Genomic DNA, 13,172 nt, shown 5'->3' on the forward strand with positions numbered 1-13,172 from the left:
CTGGCCAGCGCGGAATTGGCGCCCAGCCCACTTAGTCCAGCAGATGGAACCTCGGTAAGCGCCACTGCCAACGCATGGCGGCCATACGCACGCTAAACACCACGCCCATGGCGATAATGGAGGCGGGCTCTGCGGCGCACTGCAACTGCAATAAGGCCACGTACACCAGCGCCCCGAGCAGACAGGCCAAGGCGTAAATCTCCTGGCGGAAAATCAGCGGGATTTCATTGCACAACACATCGCGAATAACCCCACCCACCACACCGCTCATCACCCCCATGATCAGCGCCGTGCCAACCGGCACCTGCTGAGCCAGGGCCATCGCCGTGCCGCTGACGGTAAATACTGCCAAACCAAAAGCATCGGCCAGCAACAAGCCAAATTCATGAATGGGTTTGGTCATGCGCACCCACAATACGGTGCCCAACGCCGCGCCAAGCGCTACCCAGATGCCGCTTTGATCAGCCACCCAGCTCACCGGATGGCGGGCCAAAATCACATCGCGCAAGGTGCCGCCACCCAGGGCGGTGACCAAGCCGAGCACCGACACCCCAAACAAATCCATCGATTTACGCCCCGCCATTAAGGCACCGCTTACCGCAAAAACCGCCACGCCAAAAAGATCGCAGTAATAGAGCACTGTCATCGCCGCACCAACCCTTTGACCAAGCCCGATGTCACAGGCGTTGACGCCGCCCAGCAGACTAATTGAATTGGTTTTTATTATAATCTTGTTAGCATCAAGCTGTAATGACTATCTGGCTATAGACTGGCATGACCACCGATAACCCATGGGCGGTGACAGCCCAAGGCCGGGCAATTACAATTTTATTAACATTTATCGCGATCATGACTGAGCAACCCATGGAAAACAAAACTGCACGCCTCACCATACTTATCGACCCGGTCAAGAAAAAGGCCCTGGAAGAGCTTTGCGCCGGTCAGGACCTGACCTCATCACAGGTGGTGCGCCAGCTGATCCGTGACTACCTCGAAGCCCACGGCGTGAGCTACGCAACCAAAAGCAAAATCAACCTGAACGGCAAAAGCTAAACACCTCGCCGTTGCGCACCCTCTTCAGACTCAACCACCCCAGTACGGCTCGCTGCCTGCGCCGAAGCTTGGCTGCCGCCTTGCGCGTGCACCACAAAAGCTCGGGGCAGCGCCCCATAGACAATCACCGCGCCACACGGGGCGGCGGTTAGCGCCTGCCGGGGTATTAACTGGCGCCCCCCCCCCGCGCGACCAAGGTCGAAGCGCAACACAGTATGCGCATGCTATTATAATACGGTGACAATAAAAGCATCTGCAGAAATACCCGAACGCACGCCCGCATTGCGCCTGGCTGACCCGCCAGGTGCTCATCTGTTGCACTGTTTTAACCACTCGCCGCCACTTGGGGACTGTAATGAAGCGTGAAGATGTAAAAGCCAAACATACCGAAGGCGTGATTTTCGATACCCATGTCATTTCCAACCCAACCAACACCAAAGACTGGATTGTGTTCTTCAAAAAAGGCGCCGGCAGGAGTTTTTTCTTGGTCGATGACGGCGAAGAGATCGAGTCCTTTAGCTGTCTCGATAAGCTGATCGAAGAGCTCAGGCAACTTGGCATCAAGGCTGCAGAAATTCATTTCTAGGCTCGCACGCCAGCAAAGGAGTCCCGTGCCATGTCGGTCAAAGTTGAATATTCCTCCACTCTCGGTGAAGCGCTGTGGACGGTACGCTTCGCCAACCAAAGCGTGGAATTTCGCCATGCGCAAAGCGCCCATGAGTACGCCGCCAAACTCAAGGAGCGCATCGACGCCGCGCATCCCTACCCAGGCCAATCACAACCCAGCTAGCATCCCAGGCTTCAGCAGCCACGCGGCGAGCGATAGTCCGCCGCGCACCGAGAACACCTCATGCCCCTCGCCTATGCCCGCCGCTTGACTGGACGCCAGCGCAGCCCCCATGCCAATCGCCAACTTGGTTTTACCCTGGCCTTGGTGGCGGGCGCCATCAATGCCGGCGGCTTTCTCGCGGTGCAGCAGTACACCTCGCACATGACCGGTATCGTCTCGTCGATGGCCGACAACCTGGTACTTGGTGCTTATGAACTGGTGCTCAGCGGCGCCGGCGGGCTGCTGTGCTTCTTGCTCGGGGCCGCCTGCTGCGCGGTGATGGTCAATTATTCGCGGCGCCGGCTAATGCACAGCGAATTCGCCCTGCCGCTGCTGCTCGAAGCCCTGCTGCTGCTCGGTTTTGGCTTGCTCGGCGCGCGTCTGTCGACCATCGACGGCCTGTTTGTACCGGTCACCGTGATGCTCTTGTGCTTCATCATGGGGCTGCAAAATGCGCTGATCACCAAGCTGTCCAAGGCAGAAATCCGCACCACCCACATCACCGGCATAGTCACCGACATCGGTATTGAGCTGGGCAAGCTCTGCTATTGCAATCGCCGCAAAGCACCGCAACAGCCCAAGGTGCTGGCCGATCGCAACAAGCTCAAAACACTCAGCCTGCTGGCGCTGTGCTTCAGCCTGGGCGGAGTGCTTGGCGCCCTGGGGTTTAAGCATATTGGCTACCTGTCCACGGTGCCGCTGGCGCTGGCCTTGGTGACCCTGGCGATTGTGCCGGCGCTGGACGATTTGAGTTTCGTGCTGCGCCGACGCAGCCAATAAGCCCACCGACACCGGCAATAGCTAAGACAAAGAGCTGCAATTGGCGCCCGCTGTGTTTAACCTAGCGGCACTGTTAATACCGCGCCGGAGTCTTAGCCATGCCTGTTCGTGAAATCCGCCACCCCCTGATCCGTCACAAGCTGGGGCTGATGCGCCGGGCCGATATCAGCACCAAGAGCTTTCGCGAACTGGCCCAGGAAGTGGGCGCCCTGCTGACCTACGAGGCCACCGCCGATCTGCCCCTGGAAAGCATCGAGATTCAGGGCTGGTGCGGCACCGTAGCGGTGGAGAAAATCGCCGGCAAGAAGATCACCGTGGTGCCGATTCTGCGTGCCGGCATCGGCATGCTCGATGGTGTGCTCAGCCTGATCCCCGGCGCCAAGGTCAGCGCGGTCGGCGTCGCCCGCAATGAGCAAACCCTGCAAGCCCACACCTATCTGGAAAAACTGGTACCGGAGATCGACGAGCGCCTGGCGCTGATCATCGACCCGATGCTGGCCACCGGCGGCTCCATGGTCGCCACCATTGACCTGCTGAAACGCGCCGGCTGCAAGGAGATCCGCGCCATGGTCTTGGTGGCCGCCCCCGAAGGCATCCAGGCGGTGCACAACGCCCACCCGGAGGTGATGATTTTCACCGCCTCGGTCGACCAACGCCTGAACGAGCACGGCTATATCATTCCCGGCCTCGGTGATGCCGGCGATAAAATTTTCGGCACCAAACAAAAAGACGCCTGAACATGCCCAGTGAATTTAACGATCCACTCTGGCGTCAGGTATTAGCCGGCGCGCAGATGCTGTTTGTCGCCTTCGGCGCCCTGGTGCTGATGCCGCTGATTACCGGCCTTGACCCCAACGTGGCGCTGTTTACCGCGGGGCTCGGCACCCTATTGTTTCAACTGGTCACCAAGCGCCAGGTGCCGGTGTTTTTGGCCTCAAGCTTCGCCTTTATCAGCCCGATCATTCTCGCCAAGGGCCAATTTGGTCTGGCGGCGACCATGGGCGGGGTGATGGCGGCGGGTTTTGTTTACACCTTTCTCGGCCTGGCCGTGAAGATCAAAGGCACCGGCTTTATTGATCGACTGCTGCCACCGGTGGTGATCGGCCCAGTGATTATCTCCATCGGCCTGGCCATGGCGCCGATCGCCGCCAATATGGCTATGGGCAAGAGTGGCGACGGCACCGAGTTGATCGCCTACCGCACCGCCATGCTGATTTCCATGCCGGCGCTGCTGACCACCTTGATAGTGGCGGTGTTTGCCAAGGGGATTTTCCGCCTGGTGCCGATCATCTCCGGCGTGCTGGTGGGCTTTGCCTTGGCGCTGGTCTTTGGCGTCGTCGATACCACCGCCATCGCCGCCGCGCCCTGGTTAGCGCTGCCCAAATTCACCGCACCGGAGTTCAACTGGCAGGCGATTCTGTTTATCGTGCCGGCCGCCCTAGCCCCGGCGATTGAACATATCGGCGGCGTTATCGCAGTAGGCAGCGTGACCGGCCGTGATTACCTGAAGAGCCCCGGCCTGCACCGCACCCTGTTCGGCGACGGGATTGCCACCACCGCCGCCGGCTTGCTGGGCGGGCCACCGAACACCACCTACGCCGAGGTCACCGGGGCGGTGATGCTGACCAAAAACTACAACCCGAAAATCATGACCTGGGCGGCCGTGTTCGCCATCAGCCTGGCCTTTATCGGCAAGTTCGGCGCGCTGCTGCAGAGCATTCCAGTACCGGTGATGGGCGGGATTCTCTGTCTGCTGTTCGGCACCATCGCTGCGGTCGGGATGAACACCTTGATCCGTCACCAGGTCGACCTCAGCGAGGCGCGCAACCTGGTGATTGTGTCGGTGACCCTGGTGTTTGGCATTGGTGGTGTATTGATTGGCAGCGGCACCGGCCCGGACGACTTCGGCCTAAAAGGCATCGCCCTCTGCGCCCTGATCGCCATCGCACTGAACCTGCTATTGCCGGGCCACGATGACTGGAAGCGCAAGCGCCCAGGGGAATCCGGGCTCTGATTGAGCGCCATAAGAAAGACTCTGAACCCGTTCGGTAGCTCTTTGTAGGAGGGGCTTTAGCCGCGACCCGCATCCCACCGCGCTCACTGACACAGCGCAAGGCATCGCGGCTAAAGCCCCTCCCACGAGGTTTGCGGCGTACTTAACCCTCCGGATTAACCGCGACCAGGTTGCGCCGCCCATTGCTGCAAGCGCAGCACGCTTTCACGGTAGGGCTGCAAGCCTTTGTTCAGGAGGTAAATCGAGCTCAATACCGCCAGGCTGCTGACGATCAACAGCGAGTAGCGCAGGGCCTGATCGTCGGCAAAGCCATAATCGGTGACCAAGGCCACCGCCGTTGGGCCAATCCCCAGGCCGATCAGGGTGATGACAAACAGGTAAATCGCCGACGCCTGACCGCGCATGGAGTTGGGCATGATGTCCTGAATCGCCGCCGGAGCCACACCGAATGGCATGCTCAGGCAGAACACCGTGGGCGCCATCAGCACGGCAGCCAGATTGGCACTGCCCATCAGCGGGAAAGCCATCACGAAAGGTAGCGCACCCAGCGCCGCATACAGGCCGACACGCATATTGGCGTCGGTGCGCCCGCGCTTGGCCATCCAGTCTGCCAGGCGCCCGCCAAAGACAATCCCCAGGCAACCAAACACCGCCACAATACTGCCGTAGACCACCCCGACATGGCCAGCATCCCAGCCGTAGGTGCGAATAAAGAAGGTCGGAATCCACGCTGCACTGCCGTAACCGGCGAAAGCCAAGCCGGCAAAACCGAAGTTATGACAAAGCACGGTGCGGCGATTGGCGCGGATATACCGCCCCACATCGGCCAGCGGCACCGCCACTCCGGCGCCGACACCACGGCGCGCCGGCTCGCGCACCGCCAGCATCAACAGGGTAAAGAGCACCCCGGCGGCGCCGAGCAGCAAGAAAATTAGCTGCCAGGGCCGCACTTCACCGAGCACCGGCAGCAACACATCGCCCTGGGCCGAGGCGAACTTGATCACCAGACCACCGAGCAAAAAAGCCAAGCCAGAACCGAGATAGACGCCCATCGAATAGACGCTGATGGCGGTGGCGCGGCGCTCGGCCGGGAAACTGTCGGCAATCAGCGAATAGGCCGCCGGTGACAGAGCCGCCTCACCGACACCGACACCGATCCGGCAGAGCAAGAACTGCCAATACAAGCGAGCCATACCGCAAGCGGCGGTCATCGCGCTCCAAAACAGCACGCCAATGGCGATCAACCCACGCCGGCTTTTAGTGTCTGCCAGCCGCCCCAGAGGAATGCCGCAGATGGTGTAGAACAGCGCGAAAGACAGCCCCATCAGCAGGCTCATCTGGGTGTCGCTGATCAGCAGATCACGGCGAATCGGCCCCACCAGCAAGTTGAGAATCTGCCGATCAATAAACGACAGCACATAGGCCAGCATCAGGATACTGACCGTGCCCCAGGCGCGAAAATTGGACGGGTAGTCATTCTTATTGTTATGCATGCACGCTCCCGGCACCGTTTGCGCGGTGCGCGACGATTAAAAGTGCCCGCAGCTTAGCCTTAGCCTGCGCCGCACTTATAGCGTCGAGCGGGTCTTATCCATGCAGCGAATGCAGCAGCGGCCCTTGCGCGAATGACTCGCCAGTCACAGGGCTTGCGGCGCGCGCTCACAGAGCGTGCTCAACGCCACGCCCCAGCTCGGCTGGTCGTTCAGACAGGGCACCAGCAGCAACTCGGCACCACCGGCCGCCTGAAACTGCTCGCGACCGCGAATGCCAATTTCCTCTAAGGTTTCGATGCAGTCGGCAACGAAGGCCGGGCACATCACCAGCAGTTTTTTCACCCCCTGACCGGCCAATTCCGTCAGGTGCGCCTCGGTGTAGGGTTCGATCCACTTGGCCCGCCCCAGTCGCGACTGGAAGGACAGCGACCATTGCTCAGGCCGCAGGCCCAACTTGGCCGCCAGCAACTCGGCGCTGCGCACGCATTGGGCACGGTAACAGTTGGCCATGACTTGCGGCGCAGCCGTGCGGCAGCAATCCGGACCTTTTAAACACTCGCCGCTGGGGTCGAGCTTGTGCAGATGCCGCTCCGGCAAACCGTGAAAACTCAGCAGCAGGTGATCAAAGCCTTGGGCCAAATGGGCGCGGGCACTCTCGGCCAAGGCCTCGATATATTCAGGCTGCTGGTAAAACGGCGGCAAAATCGAGAACTGCATGTCCAGTGCCTGCACCCGCACCACGCGCTTGGCCTCCTCAATCACCGTGGTCACTGTGCTGTCGGCAAACTGCGGGTACAGCGGCGCCAGGGTCACGCGACGAATCCCCTGAGCAACCAAACGGCTTAGCACAGTCTCGATGGACGGCTCGCCGTAACGCATCGCCAACTCCACCGGACCGGTCTGCCACTGGCGTTGCATCAACCTCTGCAAACGTCGGCTGAGAGCGACTAAGGGCGAACCTTCTGGCCACCAAATGGAGGCGTAGGCATGGGCCGAGGCGGCGGGCCGCTTCCACAAAATCAACGACACCAGCAGGCGCCGCAGCGGCCACGGCAGGTCGATGACATAGGGGTCCATCAAAAACTCATTGAGGTAACGACGCACATCCGCCACCTCGGTCGAAGCCGGCGAACCTAAATTAACCAGCAGTAATGCCTGTTCGGTCATGCAGTATCCTCAGGGCCAAGAAGATCGTTCAAGGCGGTTTGCACATCATTAAAACGAAACACAAAACCGGCCGCGCTTAAGCGACTCGGCAACGCCCGCTGGCCTCCCAAGAGCAGCCCGGCTAACTCGCCCAGCAGCACCCGTAACACCCAGGCCGGCACTGGCAATAGGGTTGGCCGGTGCAAAACCCGCCCCAAAACTTGGGTGAATTCGCTGTTGCGTACAGGCACAGGCGCGCAGGCGTTAAAGGCGCCGCTGGCATCTGGGTGGAGCAATAGAAAATCAATTAAGGCGACTTGATCGGTCAAATGAATCCACGGCAGCCATTGTCGACCATTCCCCAGCCGCCCTCCTAGCCCCAACTTAAAAGGCGTTAACAAGCGTGCCAAAAAGCCGCCGTCACGGGCCAGCACCAAGCCCGTACGCAGCAGCACCACGCGGATGCCCAGGGTTTGCGCTTGTTGCGCTTCAAACTCCCAAGCGGCGCACAACTGCGCGGCAAAATCATCGCCCACAGCAGGCGAGTCGTCGGTTAATAGATGCTCACCACCATCGCCATACCAACCCAGCGCCGAACCCGACAACAGCACCTGCGGCTTGTCTGCACGCTGCCCCAGCCAACTGACCAATTGCGCGGTTAACTCGACCCGACTGGCCAGTAGCAAGGCTTTGCGCTTGCGAGTCCAGGGCCGATCGGCAATCGGTGCGCCGGCCAGATTAACCACCGCATCCAGAGGTTGCTCACCGTAATCGGCCAGCTGGCGGATGCCACGCACCTGTGCGCCACACAAACGCGGCACCTGTTCAGGCTGGCGACTGCACACCACCAAGCTATGCCCCTGCGACAACCAATAACAACAAAGACTACGACCAATCAGCCCAGTACCGCCGGTCAGCAATATGTGCATGGCATCTTCCTCGCATGGACTAAAACATAACTAACACCCTAGTCTGATTTATGACGCCGTCGCGTGTCTTGGCCACCACCACGCGCCGTCCCACTTAAAGAAGACTGTTGAGGGTATCGAGCAAACCTATACAAGCTATTGTTATTGTACAGAATATGCACAGAGACATAGCCTAGCGTCATCGGCCCGAGGTAAGCATGAACACATCAATCGCCATTATCGGCACCGGCATTGCCGGCATTAGCGCCGCCCACAGCCTGCAAGCCGCCGGCCACGCGGTGCAACTGTTTGATAAGAGTCGCGGTAGCGGCGGCCGAATGGCCAGCAAACGCAGCGATGCGGGCGCCCTCGACCTGGGCGCGCAGTATTTCACCGCCCGCGACCGCAATTTTGTCGACGTGGTGCAACAGTGGAAGGCACGCGGCTGGGTCGAGCACTGGATGCCCAAGCTGTACCATGCCAGCCATGGCCAGCTGAGTTTTTCGCCAGATGAACAGGTGCGCTGGGTCGGCACGCCACGCATGAACTCCATCAGCCGCGCCATGCTCGCCGGCATGCCGGTACAGTTCTCCTGCCGGATTACCGAGGTGTTTCGCGGCGAGCACCATTGGAGTCTGCTGGACGCCGAAGGCAATACCCACGGCCCTTTCACTCAGGTGATAGTCGCCACGCCGGCGCCACAAGCCACCGCCTTACTGGCGGCCGCACCGAAACTGGCAGGCGCCGCGGCCAGCGTGGTAATGGAACCCACCTGGGCGATTGCCCTGGGTTTCACCAGCCCCTTGCAAACTGAAGTTGAAGGCTGCTTTGTGCAAGACAGCCCGTTGGACTGGCTGGCGCGTAATCGCAGCAAGCCTGGACGCGAAACCCAACTGGACACCTGGGTGCTGCACGCCAGCAGCCAGTGGAGCAAGCAGCACATTGACCTCAGCAAAGAGGCGGTGATCGAGCAATTACATGGCGCCTTTGCCGAGCTAATTGGCTGCGCGGTGCCGGCACCGGCGTTCAGCCTGGCCCATCGTTGGCTCTATGCCCGCCCAGCCACGGCCCATCAATGGGGCGCGCTGGCCGATACCGATTTAGGCTTGTATGCCTGTGGCGACTGGTGCTTATCGGGCCGAGTTGAAGGCGCCTGGCTGAGCGGCCAAGAAGCCGCCCGCCGGCTGATGGAACGTTTGTAGAGCGACCCAGCCGTGTTCAGCAGGCCACGCCCGGCAACAACTCAAACAACTCCGCCAGCACCACAGCAAGAAGCTCGCATGAGCTTTGCCGCGTCATGCCCCACAGCATAACTGAAGGCCTGCGCCGGCCACTGCAAGGTCATGGTCTTGCCGATCAAGCCATGGTTATTGGTCAAGCGCAGAGCCTGGGCAACCGGCTGCCCAGCAGGGTCGGCGCCACAAATAAACGGGTTAGTTACAGGCATTTGGCCATTCCTCTTATTCAAGCTTTACTCAATTGTGCCGAGAACCAGAGCATACCCATGCGGCTCGCGCAAAGCTGCAGCCCACACACAAGGAACACCCCTCGCCATGGCCATCAACCTGCAGTTTCGGCAAAAAATCCTAGTCGCCGCGTCGTTAGTCGTAGTCGCCGCCTTTTCGTTGTTTGCCCTGTACAACGATTACTTGCAACGCACCGCCATCGGCGATGACCTTGAGAGTTATTTAGGCGAGATGGGTGAGGCCACCGCCAACAATATTCAGAACTGGTTATCCGGGCGAATCCTGCTGGTCGAGAGCGTGTCGCAATCGATCTCAAGCAACCCAGAACCTGCCGCGGTGGCCAGCCTACTGGAACAAAAGACCCTGGCAAAAACCTTTGTCTTTACCTACCTGGGCAGCAGCGATGGCAAATTCATCATGCGTCCCAATGACGAAATGCCCGCCGACTACGACCCGCGCGTTCGCCCTTGGTACAAGGATGCCCGCAACGCTGGCGGCACCACCCTTACCGAACCCTATATTGACGCCGCCACCAAGGAGCTGATTATCACCATTGCCACCCCAGCCCAGGAAGCCGGCGTGGTGGGTGGCGACCTGAGTTTGAAAACCCTGGTACAGATCATCAATTCACTGAATTTCAACGGCATCGGCTATGCCTTTTTGGTCAGCGACGACGGCAAAATCCTGGTGCACCCAGACAACAGTCTGATCATGAAAAACCTCAGTGAGCTATTTCCCAAGAACACCCCGGCGCTCAGCAACAAACTCAGTGAAGTGGAGCAAAACGGCGAGACCCGACTGATCACCTTCAGCCCGGTCAAAGGCCTGCCTTCAGTGACCTGGCATGTGGGCCTGAGCATCGACAAAAGCAAAGCCTATGCAATGCTCAGCACCTTTCGCACCTCGGCCATCATCGCCACCGTCATTGCCGTGACCAGCATCATCTTCCTGCTCAGCCTGCTGATTCGTGTACTGATGCAACCCCTGGCGACCATGGGCAAAGCCATGCAGGACATCGCCAGGGGTGAAGGTGATTTAACCAAACGCCTGGAAATCCAATCCCAGGACGAATTTGGCCAACTGGCCGGCGCGTTTAATCAGTTTGTCGAACGCATTCACACCTCGATCCGTGAGGTCTCATCGACCACCGCCCAACTCAATCAGGTGGCCAAGTTGGTGCTCAATGCCTCGACCTCGTCGATGGCCAACTCCGACGAGCAGGCCAACCGCACCCACAGCGTCGCCGCCGCCATTAATGAACTGGGTGCCGCCGCTCAAGAGATCGCCCGCAATGCCGCCCAAGCGTCGAACCAGGCCTCCGATGCCCGTCACTTGGCCGAAGATGGTCGCGAGGTGGTCGGTAGAACCATCCGCGCCATGAGTGAGCTGTCGAGCAAAATCAGCGCGTCCTGCAGCAATATCGAAACCCTCAACAGCAAAACCGTGAACATCGGCCAAATCCTTGAGGTGATTAAAAGCATCTCCCAACAAACCAACTTGCTGGCCCTCAACGCCGCCATCGAAGCGGCGCGTGCCGGTGAGGCCGGCCGCGGTTTTGCCGTGGTGGCCGATGAAGTGCGCAACCTCGCCCATCGCACCCAGGAATCGGCACAAGAAATTCAGCAAATGATTGAGGAGCTGCAAGTCGGCTCGCGCGACTCGATGATCACCATGACCGAGAGCCAGCGTTACAGCGAAGAGAGTGTCGAAATTGCCAACCAGGCCGGTGAACGGCTCGGCAGCGTGACCCAGCGCATCGGTGAGATCGATGGCATGAACCAATCGGTCGCCACCGCCACCGAGGAGCAAACCTCAGTGGTCGAGTCGCTGAACGTCGACATCCACGAAATCAATCAACTCAATCAGCATGGCGTCGAGAACCTGCAGGAAACCCTGCGCGCCTGCGATGACCTGCAGCAGCAAGCCGTGCGCCTGCAGCAACTGGTCAATAGCTTTCGCATCTAGCCAGGCGAACCAGACGCGCTGACAGCCTCAGCGCGTCTGGTTGATGACTGAGCGTGGCGACTTTAGCGGTTCAGCCTCTGTAGCTAGTTCAAGTGGCGCCTGCAATTGGCGCCACAGCTGCGCGGCAGCGGCAAAGTCGGCGCCATGCTCACCGGTTAGCTCAGCTGGGTCATAACGACTGACGCACCCTTCCCCCAGCGTTGCCGGCGGATTTGAGGCGGCGCGGTCGAGTGGATCATTCATGGCAACCTCGGCATGCGGGCGCAGCTATAAGTGCTTTTATCCGGCACGTGGCTGACCAGTCAGCAACAGTCACGCAATCGGCGTCAATCGAACAAGACTGTTTTGTTGTCGTGCACCAGCACCCGATCTTCCAAGTGCAAGCGCAAGCCCCGCGCTAGCACTCTTTTTTCAACATCTTTACCCAGGCGCACCATGTCTTCGATGCTGTCGCGATGGGTCACGCGCGCCACGTCCTGCTCAATGATCGGGCCAGCATCCAGCTCTTCGGTAACGTAGTGACAGGTGGCGCCAATTAACTTCACCCCGCGCAACGAGGCCTGGTGATAGGGCTTGGCGCCCACAAACGACGGCAAAAAGCTGTGATGAATGTTAATCACCCGTTTAGCAAAGGCCTGACAGAGTTGTGGCGGCAGAATCTGCATATAGCGCGCCAGCACTATGGCGTCGGCCTGACTGGCTTCGACCAGCCGGGAAACCTCGGCAAAGGCCGGTTGCTTGTTCTGCGGATCAACCGGCACATGCTCAAAGGCAATACCGTGCCACTCAACCATGCTGCGTAAATCATCGTGATTGGAGATGACGCAGGGAATCTCGCAATCCAGTTCATTGCTATGCCAGCGATGCAGCAAATCCGCCAGGCAATGCGACTCGCGGCTGGCCATCAATACCACGCGCTTCTTTTGCGCCGAATCGGTGACCCGCCAGTCCATGGAAAACTCCTGGGCAATGGGCGCAAACGCTTGGCGAAATCCGGCAAGATCAAACGGCAGCGAATCGGCGCGAATCTCATGGCGCATAAAGAACCAACCATTCTGATTGTCTGAATGGTGACTCGCCTCGGTGATCCAGCCGTTATAGGTGGCCAAAAAATTACTCACCTTGGCAACGATACCAACGCGGTCCGGGCAGGCTATGACCAGCCGAAAAGTGCGCATACAGAAAACTCCAGAAGCACGGCAAAGACCGCCATTCTAGCAGCCTGCCGGGCTTAGGCGTCCGTAGCGAGGGAAAGACCGGTTTGAGGCAGTTTTTGCGCTCTTTTGAGGCGAATAGTCGCTCTCTTTAACGAAAAAGAGCGCGAAAAATGACCAAGCCCGGCTTTTCCGCAGTAGGACAGTCCTAAGTCCGACAGGCTGCTCGCCAGTGGCCGCGAAAACTTCAGTATTACTAAGCGGCAAATACCTATCAGCACGGCACATAGTGTCTGTGCAGATGCGTACTTAACCGCCGAGCGCAACAAGCTGTAACAACAGTGGCTAACAGCCAGCGCACAAT

Annotated in this window: 14 protein-coding genes; 8 read left to right on the forward strand and 6 right to left on the reverse strand. The window is 59.4% G+C overall.

Annotated features, from left to right (window positions below; translation table 11 throughout):
* Positions 1-31 precede the first annotated feature (31 nt).
* A complete protein-coding gene (locus Q8R10_RS20595; protein ID WP_305655971.1) occupies positions 32-646 on the reverse strand; it encodes a trimeric intracellular cation channel family protein in 615 nt (204 codons plus the stop codon).
* A gap of 218 nt (positions 647-864) precedes the next feature.
* On the opposite strand from Q8R10_RS20595, the gene Q8R10_RS20600 reads away from it, so the two are divergent.
* From Q8R10_RS20600 to Q8R10_RS20625, 6 genes are all read left to right on the forward strand, one after another.
* Positions 865-1,053, forward strand: a complete 189-nt coding sequence (locus tag Q8R10_RS20600) for a ribbon-helix-helix protein, CopG family (RefSeq protein ID WP_305656028.1) — start codon at positions 865-867, stop codon at positions 1,051-1,053.
* Positions 1,054-1,408: 355 nt separating this feature from the next.
* Entirely contained in the window at positions 1,409-1,639 is a 231-nt protein-coding gene (locus Q8R10_RS20605) for a hypothetical protein (RefSeq protein ID WP_305655972.1), read from the forward strand.
* 30 nt (positions 1,640-1,669) lie between these two features.
* Positions 1,670-1,843 (forward strand): hypothetical protein, encoded by a 174-nt coding sequence (locus Q8R10_RS20610; protein WP_305655974.1) that lies wholly within the window; start codon positions 1,670-1,672, stop codon positions 1,841-1,843.
* A gap of 60 nt (positions 1,844-1,903) precedes the next feature.
* Complete coding sequence (locus Q8R10_RS20615) at positions 1,904-2,662, forward strand: YoaK family protein (RefSeq protein WP_371133378.1); 759 nt, start codon at positions 1,904-1,906, stop codon at positions 2,660-2,662.
* 98 nt (positions 2,663-2,760) lie between these two features.
* Positions 2,761-3,399, forward strand: coding sequence for a uracil phosphoribosyltransferase (upp, locus tag Q8R10_RS20620; RefSeq protein ID WP_305655975.1), 639 nt, complete (start codon positions 2,761-2,763; stop codon positions 3,397-3,399).
* Between the two features lie 2 nt (positions 3,400-3,401).
* Entirely contained in the window at positions 3,402-4,676 is a 1,275-nt protein-coding gene (locus Q8R10_RS20625) for a uracil-xanthine permease family protein (RefSeq protein ID WP_305655976.1), read from the forward strand.
* Positions 4,677-4,831: 155 nt separating this feature from the next.
* Here the strand turns inward: Q8R10_RS20625 and Q8R10_RS20630 are convergent, their stop codons facing one another.
* The 3 genes from Q8R10_RS20630 to Q8R10_RS20640 form a co-directional block, all read right to left on the reverse strand.
* Positions 4,832-6,169, reverse strand: coding sequence for an MFS transporter (locus Q8R10_RS20630; protein WP_305655978.1), 1,338 nt, complete (start codon positions 6,167-6,169; stop codon positions 4,832-4,834).
* Between the two features lie 144 nt (positions 6,170-6,313).
* Entirely contained in the window at positions 6,314-7,336 is a 1,023-nt protein-coding gene (gene hemH, locus Q8R10_RS20635) for a ferrochelatase (RefSeq protein ID WP_305655980.1), read from the reverse strand.
* Positions 7,333-8,244 (reverse strand): TIGR01777 family oxidoreductase, encoded by a 912-nt coding sequence (locus tag Q8R10_RS20640; protein ID WP_305655982.1) that lies wholly within the window; start codon positions 8,242-8,244, stop codon positions 7,333-7,335. The genes hemH and Q8R10_RS20640 overlap by 4 nt, the downstream gene beginning before the upstream one ends.
* Before the next feature lie 197 nt (positions 8,245-8,441).
* On the opposite strand from Q8R10_RS20640, the gene Q8R10_RS20645 reads away from it, so the two are divergent.
* Both Q8R10_RS20645 and Q8R10_RS20650 read left to right on the forward strand, forming a co-directional pair.
* Entirely contained in the window at positions 8,442-9,425 is a 984-nt protein-coding gene (locus Q8R10_RS20645) for an NAD(P)/FAD-dependent oxidoreductase (RefSeq protein WP_305655984.1), read from the forward strand.
* 351 nt (positions 9,426-9,776) lie between these two features.
* A complete protein-coding gene (locus Q8R10_RS20650) occupies positions 9,777-11,654 on the forward strand; it encodes a methyl-accepting chemotaxis protein (RefSeq protein WP_305655986.1) in 1,878 nt (625 codons plus the stop codon).
* Between the two features lie 27 nt (positions 11,655-11,681).
* Here the strand turns inward: Q8R10_RS20650 and Q8R10_RS20655 are convergent, their stop codons facing one another.
* Both Q8R10_RS20655 and purU read right to left on the reverse strand, forming a co-directional pair.
* Positions 11,682-11,897: a hypothetical protein gene (locus Q8R10_RS20655; RefSeq protein ID WP_305655988.1), complete on the reverse strand. Its 216-nt coding sequence runs from the start codon at positions 11,895-11,897 to the stop codon at positions 11,682-11,684.
* Between the two features lie 83 nt (positions 11,898-11,980).
* The gene (gene purU / locus Q8R10_RS20660) at positions 11,981-12,832 is read right to left on the reverse strand and encodes a formyltetrahydrofolate deformylase (RefSeq protein ID WP_305655990.1); all 852 of its coding nucleotides are present in this window, start codon (positions 12,830-12,832) and stop codon (positions 11,981-11,983) included.
* Positions 12,833-13,172: the final 340 nt, after the last annotated feature.

Source organism: Pseudomonas sp. (genome assembly GCF_030698175.1).
Lineage (GTDB): Bacteria > Pseudomonadota > Gammaproteobacteria > Pseudomonadales > Pseudomonadaceae > Aquipseudomonas.

Bases quoted from the DNA above. Each gene is read 5' to 3' on its own strand.
- Q8R10_RS20595 (WP_305655971.1), bottom strand. From the start codon at position 646: ATGACAGTGCTCTATTACTGCGATCTTTTTGGCGTGGCGGTTTTTGCG.
- Q8R10_RS20645 (WP_305655984.1), top strand. From the start codon at position 8,442: ATGAACACATCAATCGCCATTATCGGCACCGGCATTGCCGGCATTAGC.
- upp (WP_305655975.1), top strand. From the start codon at position 2,761: ATGCCTGTTCGTGAAATCCGCCACCCCCTGATCCGTCACAAGCTGGGG.
- Q8R10_RS20615 (WP_371133378.1), top strand. From the start codon at position 1,904: ATGCCCCTCGCCTATGCCCGCCGCTTGACTGGACGCCAGCGCAGCCCC.
- Q8R10_RS20650 (WP_305655986.1), top strand. From the start codon at position 9,777: ATGGCCATCAACCTGCAGTTTCGGCAAAAAATCCTAGTCGCCGCGTCG.
- Q8R10_RS20610 (WP_305655974.1), top strand. From the start codon at position 1,670: ATGTCGGTCAAAGTTGAATATTCCTCCACTCTCGGTGAAGCGCTGTGG.
- hemH (WP_305655980.1), bottom strand. From the start codon at position 7,336: ATGACCGAACAGGCATTACTGCTGGTTAATTTAGGTTCGCCGGCTTCG.
- Q8R10_RS20605 (WP_305655972.1), top strand. From the start codon at position 1,409: ATGAAGCGTGAAGATGTAAAAGCCAAACATACCGAAGGCGTGATTTTC.
- purU (WP_305655990.1), bottom strand. From the start codon at position 12,832: ATGCGCACTTTTCGGCTGGTCATAGCCTGCCCGGACCGCGTTGGTATC.
- Q8R10_RS20655 (WP_305655988.1), bottom strand. From the start codon at position 11,897: ATGAATGATCCACTCGACCGCGCCGCCTCAAATCCGCCGGCAACGCTG.
- Q8R10_RS20630 (WP_305655978.1), bottom strand. From the start codon at position 6,169: ATGCATAACAATAAGAATGACTACCCGTCCAATTTTCGCGCCTGGGGC.
- Q8R10_RS20625 (WP_305655976.1), top strand. From the start codon at position 3,402: ATGCCCAGTGAATTTAACGATCCACTCTGGCGTCAGGTATTAGCCGGC.
- Q8R10_RS20640 (WP_305655982.1), bottom strand. From the start codon at position 8,244: ATGCACATATTGCTGACCGGCGGTACTGGGCTGATTGGTCGTAGTCTT.
- Q8R10_RS20600 (WP_305656028.1), top strand. From the start codon at position 865: ATGGAAAACAAAACTGCACGCCTCACCATACTTATCGACCCGGTCAAG.